Genomic DNA, 19,770 nt, shown 5'->3' with positions numbered 1-19,770 from the left:
GTCCACGACGTTGAGAAGCTCCTTCGGCGTCGACTTCGTCCCGGGCAGCACGCGGGTGCCCAAGCCGGCGACGGGAAGGACGGCCTTGCGGACGGGTTTCATGAGCACCTCGTGTCTGTGTCTCGGATGAACAGGGTTCTAGAGCGTGCCCCCCGGGCGCGCCATCACCGTTGCGTGACAACGGTGTCGGTAATGCGTTCCAACAACGGAATGATTGATGTTCGCGCCAGGCCTGCTAGCTCAAGACGCGGATTTGGCCATCGGAAACACTTTCATGCGCGCTCGGTTCCTTCTTATCGCCGCCCTCGCCGCCCTCGCCGGCCTTTCGCTGGCCGCTTGCGGTCCCTCCAAGGAGGATCTGGCGGCGCGGCAGGCGGCGATGACGGCCTCCAAGAGCGCCGGCGCCGAGTTCCTGGCCAAGAACGCCAAGGAGCCGGGCGTCGTCACCCTGCCCAGCGGCCTGCAGTACAAGATCGTGCGCTCGGGCCCGGAAGCCGGCCCGCATCCGCGCCCGATCGACGAGGTCAAGGTCCACTACGAGGGCAAGCGCCTCGACGGCTTCGTGTTCGACAGCTCCTATGAGCGCGGCGTGCCCGCCTCGTTCCCGCTGCGCGGCCTGATCCCCGGCTGGGTGGAGGCCATGCAGCTGATGCGGCCGGGCGACGAGTGGATGCTCTACGTGCCGGCCGACCTGGCCTATGGCGACAACCAGGCCGGCGCCGATATCCCGCCGGGCAGCACCCTGGTCTTCAAGATCGAGCTGATCGACGTTCTGCAGAGCAAGCTGCGCGCCCCCAAGGGCTGATCCGTAGGCTGATCAAGCGTGCCGATGCGGGCGCATTCTTGCGCCCGCATTTCTGGCGAATTTCAAATCGTTTCCGAACGGTCAAACCGCTTGGTCTTCCGCACTTCCTGGGCTGATAGCGACACTCACTCGCAAGAAGCTTGGCTGGAGTTGGGGATGTCGCGCGTTTTGTTTGCTTCCGTTCTTATGGGGTCCGCCGCGGCCCTGGCCCTGTCGGGCGCGGCCATGGCCGCCGAGCCCGCGCCGGATGCGGCCGACCTGGACGGCGTGGTCGTCACCGCCGCCGGCTTCGAGCAGAAGCTGGTCAACGCGCCGGCCAGCATCACCGTGGTGCCGCGCGAGGAGCTGCAGGAGATGCGTGCGGCGAGCCTCGCCGAGGTGCTGACCAATGTCGAAGGCGTCGACGTCGGCGCGGCCGTGGGCAAGACCGGCGGGCTCAACATCAACATCCGCGGCATGGGCAGCGACTACACGCTGATCCTGATCGACGGCCGCCGCCAGAACACCGCCGGCAGCGTCACGCCCAACGGCTTTGGCGAAACCTCGACCAGCTTCCTGCCGCCGGTGGCGGCCATCGAGCGCATCGAGGTGGTGCGCGGCCCGGTCTCGACCCTCTACGGCTCTGACGCCATGGGCGGCGTCGTCAACATCATCACCCGCAAGGTCGGAACCAAGTGGAGCGGCACGGCCAGCCTCGACGGCACGCTGCAGGGCGACGACGAGTTCGGCAACCTCTACGGCGGCAACCTCTACGCCAACGGCCCGATCGTCCGTGATCTGCTGGGCCTGGCCGTGCGCGGCAGCTTCCTGAACCGCGAAGCCTCCAAGCTGACCTACGAGAACGTGGGCGGTGTCGACACGCCGATCACCGGCTTTGGCCGCAGCGCCACCAAGAGCGAGCTGCGCACCATCGGCGCGCGCCTGACCCTGACGCCGCACGCCGACCACGACCTGTGGCTCGACATCGACGAGTCGACCCAGTGGTACGACAACTCGCAGGGCCAGATGGGCACCAACACCACGGCTGGCGGCTACGCCAACGCCCTGGAGTTCAACCGTCGCCAGGTCGCCCTGGCCCATAACTGGCGCCTGCCCTTCGGCCAGATCGAGAGCAACCTTTCGCAGGCCAAGACCGAGACCGTCGGCCGGATCATCCCCAACGGCGTGGCCGGCGCAGGCGGTCCTCGCGACCTAGAATCGACCAACACCATCTTCGACACCAAGCTCTATTCGCGCTGGAAGAACCACACCTTCACGATCGGCGGCCAGTACTGGGACGCCGAGATGAAGGACGGCGTCGCGCCGCAGCCGTTCGTCCACGAGCAGTGGGCGGTGTTCGCCGAGGATGAATGGCGCTTCACCGAGGGTCTGGCCCTGACCCTGGGCGCCCGCCACGACGACCACAGCGTGTTCGGGGGCCACTTCAGCCCGCGCGCCTACCTCGTCTGGAACGCCAACCAGAACTGGACCTTCAAGGGCGGGGTGAGCCAGGGCTTCAAGACCCCGCGCCTGGAGCAGCTGGCCCCCGGCATCAACGGTTTCGGCCAGCAGGGCCGCCTGCCGCTGCTGGGATCGCCGGGCCTGCAGCCGGAAACCAGCACCAGCACCGAGGCCGGCGCCTATTTCGACAACAAGGACGGCTTCACCGCCAACGTCACGGTCTTCCACAACAAGTTCGAGGACAAGATCGCCTCGGGCCCGCCGGTGACCAACTGCGCCTTCGGCCTGACCCAGGCGCAGTACAATGCGGGCACGGGCCGTCCGGCCGGCTGCGTCGACGTCGGCTTCTTCCCGAACGCCGCCACCTTCGGCCAGAGCATCAACATCGACGAGGCGGTCACTCAAGGCGTCGAGGCGGCCGCGCGCTGGCGCTTCGCCGACGACTGGACGGCGGGCCTGAACTACACCTTCACCGACAGCGAGCAGAAGAGCGGCGCCGAGGCCGGCCGCAAGCTGACCGACACGCCCGAGCACATGGTCAACGGCAACCTGCGCTGGCGGGTGACCGACCGGGTGAACGCCTGGGTGCGCGGCGAATACCGCAGCGAGCGCTATCGCGGCGAAGGCCCTGCCCGCGTCGCCCTGGGCGACTACAAGGCCTACAGCCTGTTCCACCTGGGCGGCTCGTTCAAGGCGACCGAACAGGTCACGCTGAACGCCACGATCTACAACCTGTTCAACAAGGACTTCGTGCGCCAGCTGCCCTACGGGACGCCGGTGGCCTACGCCCCCGAATACACCAACAACCAGGAGCCCCGCCGACTGTGGGTCTCGGTGCAGGTGGACTTCTAGAAAGCAGAAGGGGCGGCTCTCGGGCCGCCCCTTTCGTTCAGCGCTGCTGGTTCCGCCTCAGTCGGTGAACACCACGGTCTTGCGGCCGTTCAGCAGCACCCGGTCCTCCAGGCGCCAGCGCAGGGCGCGGGCCAGCACGCGGCGCTCGATGTCGCGGCCCTTGCGGACCAGATCCTCGGGCGTATCGCGGTGGCTGATGCGTTCGACGTCCTGTTCGATGATCGGGCCTTCGTCGAGGTCGCCGGTGACATAGTGGGCGGAGGCCCCGATCACCTTTACGCCGCGCGCGTGGGCCTGGTGGTAGGGCTTGGCGCCCTTGAAGCCCGGCAGGAACGAGTGGTGGATGTTGATGCAGCGGCCTTTGAGCTTGGCCGCCAGCCCGTCCGACAGCACCTGCATGTAGCGGGCGAGCACGACGATGTCGGTCTGCGTCTCCTGGATCAGTTTCCAGAGCGCGGCCTCCTGCTCGAACTTGGTCTCCTTGGTCACCGGCAGGTGATGGAAGGGCAGGCCCGACAGGTCGACGTGGGTGTAGGTCTCGGCGGGATGGTTGGCGACGATGGCGGTGACGTCCATCGGCAGCTCGCCGATGCGCCAGCGATAAACAAGGTCAGCCAGGCAGTGGTCGAACTTGCTGGCCAGGATCATCACGCGATAGCGCTCGGCCGGGTCGCGCAGGGTCCAGCGCATCGAGAAGCCCTTGGCCAGGGTCTCGAACTCGCTCCGCAGCGTGTCGCGGTCGGCGCCGTAGGGATCGAAGACGACGCGCATGAAGAAGTCGCCGGTCTCCTGGTCGTCGAACTGCTGGGCGTCGAGGATGTTGCAGCCGCGTTCGAACAGGAAGGTCGAAACCTTGGCGACGATGCCGGGCTGGTCGGGGCAGGAGAGGGTCAGGATCATGGTCCGTCTCCTCTAAAGCTTGGCTCGGATGAAGAAAAGCCGCGTCGCAGCACGTTTCTTGCGCGCGGCGAGAGCTTTTCTAGGACGGCCGCATGATCCTGCCCAATGCCAGCGGCCTGGGCTTGGCGGGTCGGGGCGGCGCGGCCTAGGCTTGGCGGATGGTTTCCTCTCCCGAAGCGCTTTCCGCCCGCGCGGTCGACATCCTGGCCAGGCTGGTCTCGTTCGACACCACCTCGCGCGGCTCCAACCTGGCCCTGATCGAATGGGTCGAGGCCTACCTGTCGAACCTGGGCGTGGCCACGCGGCGGGTGCCCAACGCCGACGGGACCAAGAGCAACCTGATGGCCAGCATCGGCCCGGCGGTCGAGGGCGGGGTCGTCCTCTCGGGCCACACCGACGTGGTGCCGGTCGACGGCCAGCCCTGGTCGAGCGATCCCTGGACCCTGACCGAGCGCGAGGGCCGTCTCTACGGCCGCGGGACCTGCGACATGAAGGGCTTCCTGGCCCTGGCCCTGGCGGCCGCGCCCGACCTCGTCGCCGCCGACCTCAAGCGTCCCGTCCACCTGGCCTTCTCTTATGACGAGGAAGTTGGGTGCCTGGGCGCGCCCGACATGATCGAGGTGATCGCCCGCGACGTGCCCAAGCCGGCGCTGGTGGTTGTGGGCGAGCCCACCGACATGGTCGCGGTCCAGGCCCACAAGGGCATCGCCAGCTACTGGGTGACGGTCACCGGCCGCGAGGCCCATTCCAGCCTCACCCACCTGGGTGTCTCGGCCAACATGGTCGCGGTGAAGCTGATGAGCCATCTGGTCGAGCTGTCCGAGCGGCTGGAGCGTCAGGCCGACCCGGCCTCGCCGTTCCTGCCCAAGGGCGCGACCCTGACCATCGGCCAGGTCAACGGCGGCACGGCGGTCAACATCCTGGCCCGCCAGTGCCTGTTCGTGTTCGACCTGCGCACGCCGCCGGGCCTGGATCCGCAGGCCATTCTCGCCGACTTCTTCGCTATGGCCGCATCGCTGGACGCCGAGGTCCGGGCCAAGGCGCCCGAGGGCGGGGTCAAGGTCGAGGCGCGCTCGCTCACCCCGTCCTTCGCGCCGGAAAAGGATGGCGTGGCCGAGGCCTTCGCCCGCCGCATGGCCGGCGACAACGGTCCGGCCCGCGTCGCGCCCTACGCCGCCGAGGCCGGGCAGTTCCAGGGCGCGGGCTTCTCCACCGTCATCTGCGGCCCCGGCTCGATCGACCAGGCCCACCAGCCCGACGAGTATGTCGAGATCGCCCAGATGGAGCGCGGCGCCCAGTTCATGCGGCGCCTGATCGACGACCTCGCCACTGCCTGATCACGATCCGGCGGCCGAAGAAGGCCACCGGGTCCAGCGCCATGGCTCGCAGGATGTCGACGATCGGCGCCTTGCGGGCGGCCTGGATCTCGCGCCGCGAGGCCAGGATGGGGTCGAGGTCGCGCTTTACGAAGGCGGCCTTGAAGCCCTTCCACACCGGCCCCGCGTCCCTGCGGCGCAGGTGCAGCAGGAAGAGCCCGGCGGTGACCGCGAAATGCAGCGGCGCGCTCCACCACAGCATCGGCGAGGGGGTGTTCTTCAGGAAGGTCCACACGCGGTTGCGCGTGCCGTGGAACAGGGCGAAGTCCGAGCGCACCCCCAGGGTCGCCGAGCCCACGTGCTCGACCTTGGCCTCGGGGATCAGCAGGGTCGGCTCGCCAGCCAGCCGCAGGCGATAGCCCAGGTCGACGTCCTCGCAGTAGCAGAAGTAGCGCTCGTCGAAGCCGCCGAGACCAACGAACAGGTCGCGGTCCAGCATCATCGCCGCGCCGCAGGCCGAGAACACCTCGCCCTCGAACACCTTCGACGTCTCCTTGCGGCGATAGCCGCCGCGGAACGGGATGCCGGCCGAGGTCATGACGTCGCCTGCGCCGTCCATCAGCCCCGGCTCGTCGGCCACCAGTTGAAGCGAGGCGAAGCTGTTGACGTCCGGATGGCGCTCGGCGGCGGCCGCCAGCTTCCCTAGCCAGTCCGGATGCGGATAGGCGTCGGGGTTCAGCAGCACCAGCCAGCGGCCGCGCGCCTGCCGGGCGGCCAGGTTGTTGCCGGCCGCGAAGCCGGTGTTGGCGCCGGGCTCGATCAGCCGGATCGACGGATCGGCCGCCGCGGCCGCCTGCGGCGCGCCGTCGGTCGAGGCGTTGTCGACCAGCAGGACCTCGAAGTCGCGGAAGGTCTGGGCCGCCAGGCCGGCCAGGCAGCGGGCCAGGGTCGGGCCGCTCTGGTAGGCGACGACCACGACGGAGACGAGCGGGGATGTCTCGCTCTTGCCATCGAAGGTCGGACGGGCCATGCGTGGCGCACTCATCTGTAGAAGGTAAGGTCCATGAAGATCACGCCGACGGCGATTCCCGAAGTGCTGCTTATCACGCCGGCGCGCCATGGCGACGAGAGAGGTTGGTTCTCCGAGACGTTCCGTCAGTCGGCGCTGGAAGAGGCCGGCTTCACGGGCGGGGCCTTCGTTCAGGACAATCACGTGCGCTCGACCCGCAAGGGCATTCTGCGGGGCCTGCACTTCCAGAAGCCGCCGCACGCCCAGGACAAGCTGCTGCGCTGCGTGCGCGGCGCGATCATGGACGTCGCCGTGGACATCCGCTTAGGCTCGCCGACCTACGGCCAGTGGGTCGGGGCCGAGCTGTCGGCCGACAACGCCCAGCAACTGCTGGTGCCGAGGGGCTTCGCCCACGCCTACTGCACCCTGACCGAGGAGTGCGAGGTGCTCTACAAGGTGACCGACTACTACGCGCCGAAAGCCGAGGGCGCGCTGCGCTGGAACGATCCGGCCGTCGGGGTCGACTGGGGCCTGCCGCCGGAACAAATCTCGACCAACGAGCGCGACGCCAACGCCTCGCTGCTGGCGGATCTTGACGCTGGTTTTGTCTATGGCGAGCGTTTCTGAACGCCACTATCGAGCCGCCGCGACGGATGTTATGACCTCGCGGAGGGGTGAAATTTCTTTGTTTCTGTTGGGTGTTCTAGCGGCCGGGGGACGGCCCTGAGGAGTATGTTGTGAAGATACTTGTGACGGGCGGCGCGGGTTTCATCGGTTCGGCGGTGTGCCGTCTTCTGGTCGCTGAAACCGGCGATCAGGTCGTCAACGTGGACAAGCTGACCTACGCCGGTACGCTGACCTCGGTGGCCGAAGTATCTCAGTCGCCCGACTACACGTTCGTGCAGGCCGACATCACCGATCGCGCGGCGATCCGTGAGCTGTTCGAGGCCCACAAGCCGGACGCGGTGCTGCACTTGGCCGCCGAGTCTCACGTCGACCGCTCTATCGCGGGTGCCGGCCCGTTCATCGAGACCAACATCGTCGGCACCTATGTGATGCTCGACTGCGCGCTCGACTACTGGCGCGGCCTGGAAGGCGAGGCCAAGGCCGCTTTCCGCTTCGTCCACGTCTCGACCGACGAAGTCTATGGCAGCCTGGGCGCCGACGGCCTGTTCGAAGAGACCACGCCCTACGCCCCGACCTCGCCCTACTCGTCGTCGAAGGCTGCGGCCGATCACCTGGCGCTGGCCTGGTTCCACACCTATGGCCTGCCGGTGCTGGTTTCGAACTGCTCGAACAACTACGGACCCTATCACTTCCCCGAGAAGCTGATCCCGCTGATGATCCTCAACGGCCTGGATCGCAAGGCGCTGCCCGTCTACGGCGACGGCGCCAACATCCGCGACTGGCTGTTCGTCGAGGATCACGCCCGCGCGCTGCGCCTCATCCTTGAGACCGGCCGCCCCGGCGAGAAGTACAATGTCGGCGGCCGCAACGAGCGCACAAACCTGCAGGTGGTCCACACGATCTGCGACCTGCTGGACGAACTGGCGCCCAGCGCCGAGGGCTCGCACCGCGACCTGATCACCTTCGTGACCGATCGTCCGGGCCACGACCGCCGCTACGCCATCGACGCCACCAAGCTGGAGACCGAGCTTGGCTGGCGCGCCCAGGAGAACTTCGAGACCGGCATCCGCAAGACCGTCGAATGGTATCTGGCGCGCGCCGACTGGTGGGGTCCCCTGCGCGAGGCCTATGACGGCCGCCGCCTGGGCCTGCTGGCCAAAGCCGGCTGACGCGGCATGAACGGCCCTATCCTAGTCTTCGGCCGTAGCGGCCAGGTCGCGCAGGAACTCGCGCTGCTGTCACGGCGCGTCGATCGCGCCATGGTCTTCGCGGGTCGCGAGACCCTGGACCTGGCCGATCACGCGGCGATCGACGGCCTGATCGCCCGCCTCGATCCGGGCGCGGTGATCAACGCGGCCGCCTATACCGCCGTGGACAAGGCGGAGAGCGAGACCGACGCGGCCTATGCGCTGAACCGCGACGCGCCGGCCGCCATGGCCGCCGCCTGCGCGGCGCGCGGCCTGCCGTTCGTGCACTTCTCCACCGATTACGTCTTCGACGGCGGCCTCGACCGTCCCTATGTCGAGACCGACGCGACCGGCCCGACCGGCGTCTACGGCGCCAGCAAGCTGGCCGGCGAGCAGGCGGTGGCCGCGGCGGGCGGCGTGTCGGCGACCCTGCGCACGTCGTGGGTCTACAGCCGGCACGGGGCCAACTTCGTGAAGACGATGCTGCGCCTGGCGGGCGACCGCGACGAGGTCGGCGTTGTCGCCGATCAGGTCGGCCGGCCGACCTGGGCCCGCGACTGCGCCGAGGGGGCCCTGGCCGCCTTGGATCATCTGGCCGCCGGGACGGCGCCGGGCGGCGTCTATCACCTCTCGGGCGCCGGCGACGCGAGTTGGGCCGACCTGGCGGAGGCCGTCTTCGAGCTTTCGCGCGCGCGGGGCGGTCCGACCGCCCGGGTGCGTCGCATCACGACCGCGGACTATCCCACCCCCGCCCGCCGGCCGGCCAATTCGCGGCTGGACTGCGGGAAGCTGGAAACCGCGATGATTTGGCGCGCCCGTGACTGGCGCGAAAGCCTGGCGACGTGCCTGAGCGAGATGGAGCTGTAGACGCAATGAAGGGCATCGTTCTCGCCGGCGGATCGGGCACCCGCCTGCATCCCCTGACCCGTGCGGTCTGCAAGCAGCTGCTGCCGATCTACGACAAGCCGATGATCTACTATCCGATCAGCACGCTGATGCTAGCCGGCATCCGCGAGATCCTGATCATCTCCACCCCCAAGGACACGCCGCTGTTCAAGGACATGCTGGGCGACGGCTCGGCCTGGGGCGTGAAGTTCGAATATGCCGTGCAGGAAACCCCGCGTGGCCTGGCCGACGCCTTCATCGTCGGTCGCGACTTCATCGGCGACGACCGTGTCGCCCTGATCCTGGGCGACAACCTGTACTTCGGTCACGGCCTGTCGGACGAGCTCGTCCGGGCGTCGACCTCGGGCGTCGGGGCCACGGTCTTCGCTTATCACGTCAATGATCCCGAACGTTACGGCGTGGTCGATTTCGACGAGGACGGTCGCGCAGTCTCGCTGGAGGAGAAGCCGGAAAAGCCGCGCTCGAACTGGGCGGTGACGGGCCTCTATTTCTACGACAACCAGGTCGTCGAGATGGCCCGCGACCTGCCGCCGTCGCCGCGCGGCGAGATCGAGATCACCGACATCAACCGGCTCTATCTCGAGAAGGGCGCGCTGTCGGTCGCCAAGCTTGGCCGCGGCTACGCCTGGCTCGACACCGGCACCCACGACAGCTTGGTCGAGGCCACCGAGTTCATCCGCGCCATCGAAAAGCGCCAGGGCCAGAAGATCGGCTGCCCCGAGGAAGTCGCCTTCACTAAGGGCTGGATTTCCGCGCCGCAGCTGCGCGCGATCGGCGAGACCATGAGCAAGACCGAGTACGGCCGCTATCTGGTCGCGCTCGCCAGCTGAGCCAGCCGCGAGGCCGCCCAGTCGGCGGCGTCGCGCACCGTCGCGTCCGGATCGGCCCTCAGGGGCTCGACCACGGCCATCAGCCTAGCGTCGCCGCTGTTGCCGATGGCGTACAGCACGTTGCGCACGAAGCGGTCGCGGCCGATGCGCTTGATCGGGCTCTTGCTGAACAGCGTCCGGAACGACGGATCGTCCAGCACGGCCAGCTCCGCCAGGGGCGGGGTCTTCAGGGTCTCGCGGGCGTGGAACCTGGCCTCGGCCGACAGGCTGGCGAACTTGTTCCACGGGCAGGCGGCCAGGCAGTCGTCGCAGCCGTAGATGCGGTTGCCCAGCATGGGGCGGAACTCGTCCGGGACCGGCCCGGCCAGTTCGATGGTCAGGTAGGAGATGCAGCGCCGCGCATCCAGCCGGTGCGGCGCGGGAAACGCCCCTGTCGGGCAGATGTCCAGGCACGCCCGGCAAGAGCCGCAGCGGTCGAACTCGGCCTCGTCCGCCGGCAGGTCCAGCGTCGTCAGCACGCTGCCCAGGAACAGCCACGAGCCGAACTGGCGCGAGACGAGGTTGGTGTGCTTGCCCTGCCAGCCCAGGCCCGCGCGCTGGGCCAGCGGCTTTTCCATCAGCGGCGCGGTGTCGACGAACACCTTGACCTCATTGCCCCAACGGCGGTGCATCCAGCCGGCCAGTTGCTTGAGGCGCTTCTTGACCACGTCGTGATAGTCGTCGCCCTGGGCGTAGACGCTGATGGCGGCGCGGTCCCTGTGCTCCAGCTGGGTCAGAGGGTCGATGTCGGGACCGTAGTTGACGCCCAGCACCACGGCGCTCCTGGCGTCGGTCCACATGGCGGTGGGATGGCTGCGCCGCTCGAGCGTCTCTTCCATCCAGCCCATGGCCCCATGCAGGCCCTCGGCCACGAACTGGCGCAGCCATTCGCCATTGGGCCAGGCGTCGGCCGCCGAGGCGAAGCCGCAGGCGTCGAAGCCCAGCGCGAGGGCTTCGTGGCGGATCTCGTCCCGAATGGCGTGAGGCGTCAGGTCAGAAGTCGAGGTCGTCATAGTGCGCGGCCGGCGCGAGGCCGGGCCAGCGGTCGGCCAGGATGGGCCTGAAGCACGGCCTCGATTTCAGCTTCATGTACCAGGTGCGGACCGCGGGGAAGTCCTTCCACGGCACGTCGCCGAAATAGTCGATGACGGAAAGGTGCGCCGCGCCGGCGAAGTCGCCGAGACTCATGCGGCGGCCGGCCAGCCAGTCGCGCTGCTGCAGCAGGCTTTCCATGTAGCCCAGATGGTCGCGCAGGGCGTCGCGGCCCCGACGCAGGGCGCCCAGATCGGGCGCGCCCATCCGCAGGAGACGCTTCTCCATCTTCTCGTGCAGCAGGAAGCCGTTGACCTCGTTGTCGAACTTGCGGTCGAACCACTGCATCAGGCGGCGGGCTTCGGCGCGTTCGCCGGCCTCGCGGCCCAGCAGGGCGGGTTCGGGCTCCTGTTCCTCGATGTGCTCGAGGATGGCTCGGGTTTCGCAGACCACGGTGGTGCGCTGGTGGCGGGTCTCCACCAGCACCGGCGTCAGGCCCGACGGGTTCAGCGCCGTGAACTCCGGCGGCGACTCCCAGTAGCGCACCTGCACCTCGGAGAACGCCACCCGCTTTTCGCCCAGCGCGAGGCGCACCTGGCGCGAGGCCGGGTCCAACGGGAAATGGTGAAGAGTGCGTTCGACGCTCATGCCCACATGCGTTCAGGCTGCATCGTCTGATCGATGCGCCGCTTTGCTTAACAAGATGTTGCTGGGGCGAGGACTATTCGGAGGAATGAGCGTTTTTGGGGCCTCCCCCCGTGGGGGAGGCGGCCGAAGGCCGGTGGGGGGAAGTTCTCAGCTTCCACCGTCGCGGAAGTCCAGCAGCCACGCCCCCCTCCGATCGCTGCGCGATCGCCTCCCCCACAGGGGAAGGTCCCTCAGGGCGTGTTCGCCCGCGCGATCAGCGCCGTCGTGCTCTGGCCAGCCTTCAGATCCGCCAGCACGACCCGGCCGCCATTGGCCAGCACCACGTCCGAGCCCACGACCGTCTCGACCGTGTAGTCGGCGCCCTTGACCAGGACGTCCGGCTTGATCGCCGTGATCAGCTCCAGCGGGGTGTCCTCGTCGAACAGGGTGACGAGGTCGACGGCCGACAGCGAGGCCAGGACGGCGGCGCGGGCGTCTTCCTTCTGCACCGGACGGGTCGGGCCCTTCAGGCGCTGGACCGAGGCGTCGGTGTTAAGGCCCAGCACCAGCCGGTCGCAGGCGCCTTTCGCCTGGGCCAGCAGCGAGACGTGGCCGGGGTGCAGCAAATCAAAGCAGCCGTTGGTGAAGCCGACCTTCAGGCCGCGCGCGCGCCAGCCGGCGACGATCTCCAGCATGCGCTCGCGCGCTGCGATCTTTTCCTGGCCGGGATCGCCGTGGGCGCCGGTCAGCACGGCCTTCAGTTCGCCGGCGGTGACCACGTCGGTGCCCAGCTTGCCGACCACCAGACCCGCGGCGGCATTGGCCAGGCGGGCGGCGGCGGCCAGGTCGGCCCCGGCGGCCAGCGACAGGGCCAGGGTGGCGGCCACGGTGTCGCCGGCGCCCGAGACGTCGAACACCTCCAGCGCGCTGGCCGGCAGGTGGACGTGGGCGGCGCCGCGCCGCGACAGGGTCATGCCGGCCGCGCCGCGCGTGACCAGGGCGGCCGAAAGGTTCGGAGCGGCGGAAAGGATCGCCTCGCCGGCGGCCTCGGCGGCCTCGTCGCCGGCGCCGGTCACGCCCGTGGCCTCGGCGGCTTCGCGGCGGTTGGGCTTGATCACCGTGGCGCCGTCATAGCGGGAGAGGTCGCGGCTCTTGGGATCGACGATCACCGGCTTGCCGGCGGCGCGGGCGGCGGCGATGGCGGCGGCCAGGACTTCGGGCGTCAGCACCCCCTTGGCGTAGTCCGACAGCACCACGACGTCGGCGCTCGCCAGGGCCTTCTCGAAGGCGGCCAGCACCAGGGATGGGTCGGCGGGGTGGCGGTCCTCGCGGTCGGCGCGCAGCATCTGGTGCGAGGCGGCGACGTAGCGGGTCTTTTCGGTGGTGCGACGGTTGGGATCGACCGCCAGGGCGCTTTCCAGGCCCGGCTCGCGCTCGACCAGGGCCTGCACGGCGCGGCCGGCGTCGTCGTCGCCGATCAGCCCGGCCAGCACGGCCTTGCCGCCGAGGGCGGCGACGTTGCGGGCCACGTTGCCGGCCCCGCCCAGCATGGTGGTCTCGCGCTCGATGGCGATCACCGCCACCGGGGCCTCCGGCGAAATGCGGTCGACCGCGCCATAGACGAACCGGTCGAGCATGACGTCGCCCAGCACCAGCACGGTCTTGCCGGAAAAGGCGTCGGGCAGGCGGGCCAGGGTGTCGTCCATGGAGAAGGGCTCGTCGGTGGGGAGAAGGCCGCTAATTGGGCGCATCGCGTCCGGAGAGCAAGACCCTCGGATCTGGATGCAGCAGCACGTCGGCCGTCGGGAAGGCGGCTTTAACCCGGTCCTCGGCGGCGCTCATGATCGCGTGGGCTTCGGACAGGCTCTGGCCGGCGGCCAGGTCCATGTGTCCCTGGACGTGGATGTGAGGACCGGCGGCGCGGGTGCGCAGCTGGTGGACGCCGCCGATGCGCGGGTCGTCGACCAGCAGGGCCAGGATCTGTTCGCGTTCCTGCACCGGCAGCTCGTGGTCCATCAGCTGGTCGGCCGCTTGGCGCAGCACGCCGACCGCGCCCCACAGCAGCCAGGCGGCGACCACCAGGCCGGCGGCGGCGTCCACCCACGTCCAGCCCAGCAGGGCGACCACGGCCAGGCTAAGCAAGGTTACGGCATTGGAGGCCAGATCGGCGGCATAGTGGGCGTGATCGCCGGCCACGGCCACTGAGCGGGTCCTGGCCATCACCGCGGCCTGGGCGCGGATCAAGGCGAGGGTCAGAACGATGGAGACGACCATCACCCCCACGCCCCAGACGCTGTTCTCGACGGGCTTGGGATGCAGCAGGCCCTCGATCGCCTCGCGCCCGATCAGGGCGGCCGAGGCGAACACCAGGCCCGCCTGGATCAGGCTGGAGAAGGCCTCGGCCTTGCCATGGCCGAAGCGATGCTCGGCGTCCGGCGGTTCGGCCGCGTAGCGCACGGCGAAGAAGGTGATCAGCGAGGCGACGAGATCCAGCCCCGAGTCCGCCAGCGAGGCCAGCATGGCCAGCGAGCCGCTGGCGATCCAGGCGCCGCCCTTGATGACGATCAGGATCGCGGCCGTGCCCACCGACAAGGTCGTGATCCGGCGGGTGAGAGCCTGATGCTCGGCGGCGGAGGCGGCGGGCGCGGTCATGCTCCAAGCAGTAGCACGACCGCGCCCAGGTTCAGCCCCTACTGGCGATAGGTCAGGCGGAAGTAGAAGTAGCGCCCCGGCGCGTCATAGGCGTTGGGGTCGAAGTTGTTGAGGCCGCAGCTGATGCAGCCCGGCGGGTCCTTGTCGAACAGGTTGTTGACCCCAAAGGCCACCGCGGTGGTCTCGCCCAGGAAGTCGGGCTTCCAGCGCAGCTGGGCGTCGACATAGGTGCGCGAGGCGAGCTTGGCGTCGGCGGCCTGCGTCTCCTTGACCGACGACAGGTAGCGGGCCGAGGCGCTGGCGCCCCAGCTCTTCCAGTCCCAGTCGACGGTGAAGGTGGACTTGGTCTTCGGATAGGCCTGGTCGGGGCTGCCGCGTTCGGTCCCTTCGCGCGGAATCTCGGTGAAGCCCGTGGCCGTCGGCACGATCTCGGTGAACTCCAGCAGGAAGGTCGAGTACGACCGCACCGCCAGGCGTCCGAAGCTGTAGTCGGGCGAGGTCCAAAGCAGGTTCAGGTCGATGGCCCGGGTCTGGATGCCGCCGATGTTGATCAGCGGGTTGGTGATCGCCGCCACCTGGCCCGAGGCCGTGCGGGTGATGGTCGAGCAGGCCAGGGCGTCGGCCAGTTCGGCGCAGCGCGACAGCAGGCTTTCCCCCGACAGCGCCTGGATCGCCGAGTCCAGCTCGATGTCGGAATAGGCCAGTTCGATCGAGCCGCCGCTGGCCCAGCTGGCTTCCTTCAGCGCCTTGGGCTCCCAGACGATGCTGAAGTTCTTGCTCTCGCTGGTCTCGGGCTTGAGGCTGTCGTTGCCGCTGGTGATCACCGACAGCTGCGGGTTGAGCTGCACGTAGGAACCGCTGGCCGGCACGCCGGCGGCGACGCAGTTGGCGCGGACGGTGGCGCTGGCCGGGGTTCCGCCCGACAGGCCCAGCATGTCGGAGCAGGGGTCGGTAATCTCCTGGTCGAAGCGCGAGGCCGCGCCGTAGAGCTCGCCGATCGACGGCGCCCGGAAGCCCTGGCCCCAGGAAGCCCGCACCAGCACGTCTTCGGTCGGCCGCCAGTTGAGGCCCGCCTTGTAGATGGAGTCAGACCCCGACGTGGAATAGTCGAACCAGCGGCCGGCGCCCGAGATCTCCAGCCGGTGGATCAGCGGCAGGTCGGCCAGCAGCGGGGCGCGCAGTTCCAGATAGGCCTCGTCGACCTTGATCTCGCCCTTGGCCGGCTGGGCGGGAATGTCGGCCGACAGGCCGGCGGCGACGATGGCGTCGGGCTGGAAGTAGCCCTTGGTCTCGCGGTGTTCGTAGCCGGCGGCGAAGGCCAGCGGCCCGGCGGGCAGATCGAACAGGTCGCCGGTCAGGTTGGCGGTGAAGTCGTGCAGTTCCTGCTGCGAGACGTCCTGCTGGGTGAAGCCGACGAAGGCCAGCATCTCGGGCGTGATCGAGCCGACGCCGCCGAAGATGTTCAGAGGCACGCACGAGCCTGTGCAGCCCGCGACCGGGCCCAGGGCCTGCTGAACGCGCTGGGCGTTGAGGTTGCCGGTGAAGCTCTGTTCGGCGTGATTGCGCGAGGCGGTGTAGCCGACGTCCCAGTACCAGCGGTGCGTCCCCACCGCCCAGTCGCCCGACAGGGTGGCGTTGACGTTCCAGGTGTCGACGCTCTGGGCGTAGTGGCGCGGCCCGGCCTCGATCATCCGACGGCCGACGAAGGCGTAGGTGCCGCTGGTCAGGGTGAAGCCGAACGGATTGTAGGGGTTGGTGGCGTCGATCGAGACGGTGTCGAGCAGGTTGCCGTTGCCGGCGTCTGGGCCGACGAACAGCGGGATGGGCGCGGCCTGGTTGGCCGACTTGCGCTGCACGTAGCTGCCGCGCACCTTCAGTTTCACGTTGTCGGTAAAGTCGTGGGTCACCGCGCCGAACAGGCTGACCCGCTCGGACGGGGTGACGATGTAGTTGTAGGGCTGGAAGTTGAAGCGGTCGGCGTCGCCGGCGAAGTTGCGGAAACTGCTGCCCGCGCCGGTGGGGTCCAGCGGCGTGTAGGTGGGCCGCACCCCGGCGGCCAGGGCCGCCTTCAGGGTCAGGTCCATGTCGGCGCCGGTGTTGGGGTCGCTGACGATGAAGCGGCCCAGAGGCGTGCCCGACGAACAGCCGCCCGATAGGCACGAGGTTCCATAGGGGCTGGGATAGAGCGAGATGTCGCGGTCGGCCGACAGCACGCTCTTCTGCTTGAAGTAGCCGCCGCCGACCACGATGCTGGTCTTGCCCTCGGAGGCGCCCCACGAGACGTTGTAGTCCTGCGAGAAGCCGTCGCCCTCGCCATAGCCGCCCACCTGGGCCGACAGCTCGAGGCCCTGCTGGCGGTCGCGGGTGATGATGTTGATGACCCCGGCGATGGCGTCCGAGCCGTAGATCGGCGAGGCGCCTTCCTGCAGGATCTCGACGTTGCGGATCATGGCGCTGGGGATGGTGTTGAGGTCGACCGCCCCAGGCACGCCCGAGGCCGAGGCCCCGCTGACCCAGCGCTGGCCGTCGACCAGCACCAGGGCCCGGCGCGAACCCAGGTAGCGCAGGTCGATCTCGGCCGAGCCGGCGCCCACGCCGCCGCCGTCGGGCGGGTTGCCGAAGTTGCCGGAGTTGTTGAACTTGGAATTGAGGCCGCCGCCGGCGGCTGGCACGCGCTGCAGCACGTCGACGATCGAGGTCAGGCCGGTCTTGGCGATCGCCTCCTGGTCGATCTGGAAGACGGTCTGGGTCTTGTCGAGCGGGCTGACGCGGATGCGCGAGCCGGTGACCACGACGCCCTCGACGTCGGTCCCAGCAGAAGGCTGATCCGGCGTCTGGGCGTGGGCCGCCAGCGGCGCGGCCGCTGCGGTGGTCAGGAATAGCGAAAGAAGTCCTTGGCCGATGCGGTTCATGCCGTCCCTCTTGCTGCGACATCCGTATGGTCGAGGTTGAGATACGGATTCGCTCGCGCTGAGGGTGAATCGGCGGTCAAAAATGTGTCAAGTTCGACGAACGGCGATATGTGCTTTCGCCCCCATGTGTGTCTTTCGCAACAATCTTGCGTACTGTCGGGGCAGCGACCGTCAGGCCGCCGCCTTGGGTCGCGGGCCCACATAGACCGACTGCGGACGAATGAGCTTTCCACCGGCCTGCTGCTCGCGGGCGTGGGCGATCCAGCCGACCGTGCGACCGACGGCGAACACGCAGGTGAAGGCCTGCGGCGGCAGGCCCAGCGCCTCCAGCAGGAGCGCGGTGTAGAACTCGACATTGGTCTCCAGCGGCCGGTCCGGCTTGCGACGGCGCAGGATGTCGAGGGCCGCCCGCTCCACCGCTTCGGCGAGCGCCAGGCGGCCGGGCAGGGCGCCGGCGCTTCTCGACAGCCGAGAGAGAGCGGTCTTCAGGGCGTCGGCACGCGGATCGCGGACGCGATAGATGCGATGGCCAAAGCCCATCAGCCGCTCGCCGGCGTCCAGCGCGGTCTCCAGCCAGGGGACGGCGTTGCCAGGCGCGCCGATGGCGTCGAGCATGTCGATCACCGGCCCCGGCGCGCCGCCGTGCAGCGGTCCCTTCAGCGTCGACAGCCCCGCCAGCACCGCCGAGCCCAGGCCCGCGCGGGTCGAGGCCGCGACCCTGGCTGCGAAGGTCGAGGCGTTGAGGCCGTGGTCGCAGACCGTGACCAGATAGGCGTCCAGCGCCCGGGCCTCGCCCTCGGTGGCCGCCGCGCCCCGGACCATCCTCAGGAAGTCTGCGGCGTGGGGCAGGGCGGGATCGGGCGCGATCGCCTGCAAGCCCCGGCGAAGGCGCAGGGCCGCGGCGGTGAACACGGCGGGGGCGGCGGCCAGGGCCAGGGCGTCGGCCAGGCTCTCGCCGTCGGACAGGCGGGCCAGCAGGGCGCGCATGGCGTCGTAGGGGTCGCGGGCGGCCAGGGCGTCGTCAAGGGCGGCGACCTCGGCGAAGGCCCGCACGCGCGCTTCGCCCAAGGCCGGGGCCAGGTTGGCCGGCAGGTCGTCGAAGAAGCCGTCGAACAGCAGGTGGGCGGCGTCCTCGAAGCGGGCGCGGCCGGCCAGGTCCTCCACGGCCCAGCCGCGAATGGTCAGCCGGCCGGCCTGGCCATCGACGTCGGAAAGCACGGTGGCGGCGGCGATCACGCCTTCGAGGCCGGCGGAAACTTGGACCATGGGAGGTCTCCTTTCGAGAGCGTGGCAGCCGAAAGTGTGAGCGGTTTCGGCGTCCGCCACGCTCCAATGTAAAAACCAGAGCCCGCACGGGCTCTGGACGCGATCTTCGGCCCCGCGCCTTGATCGTCAATCTTGATCAATATAATCAATGTGAATGGCTGACGATTGGCTCGATGCGGACCAGGCGATGGCGCGGCTGGGGGTGCGGCCTCAGACGCTGTACGCCTATGTCAGTCGCGGCCGGATCGAGGCCCACGCCCACCCGGACGATCCGCGCCGCAGCCTCTATCGCGCCTCCGACGTGGCGGCCCTGGCTGGCAGGAAGGCGCGGGGACGCAAGGCCGCCGACGTCGCCGCCGCGGCCATCGCCTGGGGCGAGCCGGTGCTGGCCTCGGCCATCACCACCGTGCGCGGTGGTCGGCTGTGGTATCGCGGCCGCGACGCCGTGGAGCTTGCGCGGACCGAAAGCTTCGAGGCCGTCGGCCGGTTGCTGCGCGACGACGCGGCCGAGGCCGCCGTTCCCACCCATGCGCCCAGCGACGCTCCGACCATCCGCGCCCGGCTGTTCGCCGATCTCGCCGCCCGCGCGGGCGAGGACCGCCCGGCCCGGGGCCGCGCGCCGCTGATGCTGGCCCAGGAGGCCGCCGGTCTGCTTGACCTGGTCGCCGACGCCGTAGCCGGGGTTGCGGCGGAGGGGCTGATCCACCAGCGTCTGGCCGCCGCCTGGGGACTGGATGCGGTCGGCGGCGATCTGGTGCGGCGGGCGCTTGTCTTGCTGGCCGACCACGAACTCAACGCCTCGACCTTCGCCGCCCGGGTGGCGGCCTCGACCGGGGCGTCGCTCTCGGCTTCGGCGCTGGCGGGCCTCTCGGCCCTGTCGGGACCGCTGCACGGCGGCATGGCCGCCCGTGTCGAGGCCCTGGCCCGCGAGGCCAAACGGGAGGGCGCCGAAGCGGCCGTCGCTGTCCGCCTGGACCAGGGCGCGCCGCTGCCGGGTTTCGGCCATCCGCTCTATCCCGACGGCGACCCTCGCGCCGCGGCGCTGCTGGCGGCCTTCGAGCCCGCGCCCGACATGGCGGCGCTGCACGCGGCGGTGGTCGCCGCCACCGGCCAGGCGCCGAACATCGACTTCGCCCTCGTCGCCCTGGCGCGGACCCTGAAGCTGCCCGACGACGCCCCCTTCGCCCTGTTCGCCGCCGCCCGCACGGCGGGATGGCTGGCCCATGCGCTGGAGCAGTCCAAGACCGGCCGCCTGATCCGCCCGAGGGCGCGCTATGTGGGGCCGGAGGGGTAGGAGGCGTTCCAGCCCAAACAACAAAGGGGAGCGCTCGGGCCGGAGCGCTCCCCTCGTCGTGCGGCGGGCTGGGAGG

General features: G+C 69.5%; 16 protein-coding genes and 1 pseudogene. 8 read left to right on the top strand and 9 right to left on the bottom strand.

What is annotated here, in order from left to right; genetic code table 11:
• A pseudogene (locus DDF67_RS17380) lies at positions 1 to 102 on the bottom strand (UTP--glucose-1-phosphate uridylyltransferase); the annotation flags it as partial.
• A gap of 172 nt (positions 103 to 274) precedes the next feature.
• Between DDF67_RS17380 and DDF67_RS17375 the strand changes: the two are divergent.
• Together DDF67_RS17375 and DDF67_RS17370 are read left to right on the top strand one after the other, a co-directional pair.
• Complete coding sequence (locus tag DDF67_RS17375) at positions 275 to 805, top strand: FKBP-type peptidyl-prolyl cis-trans isomerase (protein WP_109102111.1); 531 nt, start codon at positions 275 to 277, stop codon at positions 803 to 805.
• 156 nt (positions 806 to 961) lie between these two features.
• On the top strand, positions 962 to 3,097 hold the full coding sequence (locus DDF67_RS17370) for a TonB-dependent receptor domain-containing protein (RefSeq protein WP_109102103.1): 2,136 nt from the start codon (positions 962 to 964) through the stop codon (positions 3,095 to 3,097).
• 57 nt (positions 3,098 to 3,154) lie between these two features.
• On the opposite strand, the gene purU is transcribed toward DDF67_RS17370, so the two are convergent.
• Complete coding sequence (gene purU / locus DDF67_RS17365; protein WP_109102102.1) at positions 3,155 to 3,997, bottom strand: formyltetrahydrofolate deformylase; 843 nt, start codon at positions 3,995 to 3,997, stop codon at positions 3,155 to 3,157.
• Between the two features lie 158 nt (positions 3,998 to 4,155).
• On the opposite strand from purU, the gene argE reads away from it, so the two are divergent.
• The gene (argE, locus tag DDF67_RS17360) at positions 4,156 to 5,334 is read left to right on the top strand and encodes an acetylornithine deacetylase (protein ID WP_109102101.1); all 1,179 of its coding nucleotides are present in this window, start codon (positions 4,156 to 4,158) and stop codon (positions 5,332 to 5,334) included.
• Here the strand turns inward: argE and DDF67_RS17355 are convergent.
• Positions 5,297 to 6,343, bottom strand: coding sequence for a glycosyltransferase family 2 protein (locus tag DDF67_RS17355; protein WP_109102100.1), 1,047 nt, complete (start codon positions 6,341 to 6,343; stop codon positions 5,297 to 5,299). The two genes, argE and DDF67_RS17355, sit on opposite strands and share 38 nt — an antisense overlap.
• A 33-nt stretch (positions 6,344 to 6,376) precedes the next feature.
• Between DDF67_RS17355 and rfbC the strand changes: the two genes are divergently transcribed.
• The 4 genes from rfbC (at position 6,377) to rfbA (ending at position 9,872) form a co-directional block, all read left to right on the top strand.
• Complete coding sequence (rfbC, locus tag DDF67_RS17350) at positions 6,377 to 6,949, top strand: dTDP-4-dehydrorhamnose 3,5-epimerase (RefSeq protein WP_109102099.1); 573 nt, start codon at positions 6,377 to 6,379, stop codon at positions 6,947 to 6,949.
• A 110-nt stretch (positions 6,950 to 7,059) separates the two neighbouring features.
• Entirely contained in the window at positions 7,060 to 8,118 is a 1,059-nt protein-coding gene (gene rfbB / locus DDF67_RS17345) for a dTDP-glucose 4,6-dehydratase (protein WP_109102098.1), read from the top strand.
• Positions 8,119 to 8,124: 6 nt separating this feature from the next.
• On the top strand, positions 8,125 to 9,003 hold the full coding sequence (gene rfbD, locus DDF67_RS17340; protein WP_109102097.1) for a dTDP-4-dehydrorhamnose reductase: 879 nt from the start codon (positions 8,125 to 8,127) through the stop codon (positions 9,001 to 9,003).
• A 5-nt stretch (positions 9,004 to 9,008) separates the two neighbouring features.
• Positions 9,009 to 9,872 carry a glucose-1-phosphate thymidylyltransferase RfbA gene (rfbA, locus tag DDF67_RS17335; RefSeq protein ID WP_109102096.1) on the top strand — a complete coding sequence of 288 codons (864 nt, stop codon included), beginning with the start codon at positions 9,009 to 9,011 and terminating at the stop codon, positions 9,870 to 9,872.
• Here the strand turns inward: rfbA and queG are convergent.
• From queG to DDF67_RS17305, 6 genes are all read right to left on the bottom strand, one after another.
• The gene (gene queG, locus DDF67_RS17330) at positions 9,848 to 10,924 is read right to left on the bottom strand and encodes a tRNA epoxyqueuosine(34) reductase QueG (RefSeq protein WP_109102095.1); all 1,077 of its coding nucleotides are present in this window, start codon (positions 10,922 to 10,924) and stop codon (positions 9,848 to 9,850) included. The genes rfbA and queG overlap by 25 nt on opposite strands.
• Positions 10,905 to 11,591 (bottom strand): FtsZ-binding protein FzlA, encoded by a 687-nt coding sequence (gene fzlA, locus DDF67_RS17325; RefSeq protein ID WP_109102094.1) that lies wholly within the window; start codon positions 11,589 to 11,591, stop codon positions 10,905 to 10,907. The genes queG and fzlA overlap by 20 nt, the downstream gene beginning before the upstream one ends.
• A 230-nt stretch (positions 11,592 to 11,821) precedes the next feature.
• A complete protein-coding gene (rfaE1, locus tag DDF67_RS17320; RefSeq protein WP_109102093.1) occupies positions 11,822 to 13,276 on the bottom strand; it encodes a D-glycero-beta-D-manno-heptose-7-phosphate kinase in 1,455 nt (484 codons plus the stop codon).
• A 31-nt stretch (positions 13,277 to 13,307) separates the two neighbouring features.
• Positions 13,308 to 14,222, bottom strand: coding sequence for a cation diffusion facilitator family transporter (locus tag DDF67_RS17315; protein ID WP_109102092.1), 915 nt, complete (start codon positions 14,220 to 14,222; stop codon positions 13,308 to 13,310).
• Between the two features lie 38 nt (positions 14,223 to 14,260).
• Positions 14,261 to 17,134, bottom strand: a complete 2,874-nt coding sequence (locus DDF67_RS17310; RefSeq protein WP_109102091.1) for a TonB-dependent receptor — start codon at positions 17,132 to 17,134, stop codon at positions 14,261 to 14,263.
• A gap of 171 nt (positions 17,135 to 17,305) precedes the next feature.
• Positions 17,306 to 18,400, bottom strand: a complete 1,095-nt coding sequence (locus DDF67_RS17305) for a citrate synthase/methylcitrate synthase (protein WP_109102090.1) — start codon at positions 18,398 to 18,400, stop codon at positions 17,306 to 17,308.
• Positions 18,401 to 18,554: 154 nt separating this feature from the next.
• On the opposite strand from DDF67_RS17305, the gene DDF67_RS17300 reads away from it, so the two are divergent.
• Positions 18,555 to 19,694: a citrate synthase family protein gene (locus DDF67_RS17300; RefSeq protein ID WP_109102089.1), complete on the top strand. Its 1,140-nt coding sequence runs from the start codon at positions 18,555 to 18,557 to the stop codon at positions 19,692 to 19,694.
• Positions 19,695 to 19,770: the final 76 nt, after the last annotated feature.

Source organism: Caulobacter endophyticus (assembly GCF_003116815.1).
Classification (GTDB): domain Bacteria; phylum Pseudomonadota; class Alphaproteobacteria; order Caulobacterales; family Caulobacteraceae; genus Caulobacter; species Caulobacter endophyticus.
This window is presented reverse-complemented; position numbering and strand designations above follow the sequence as displayed.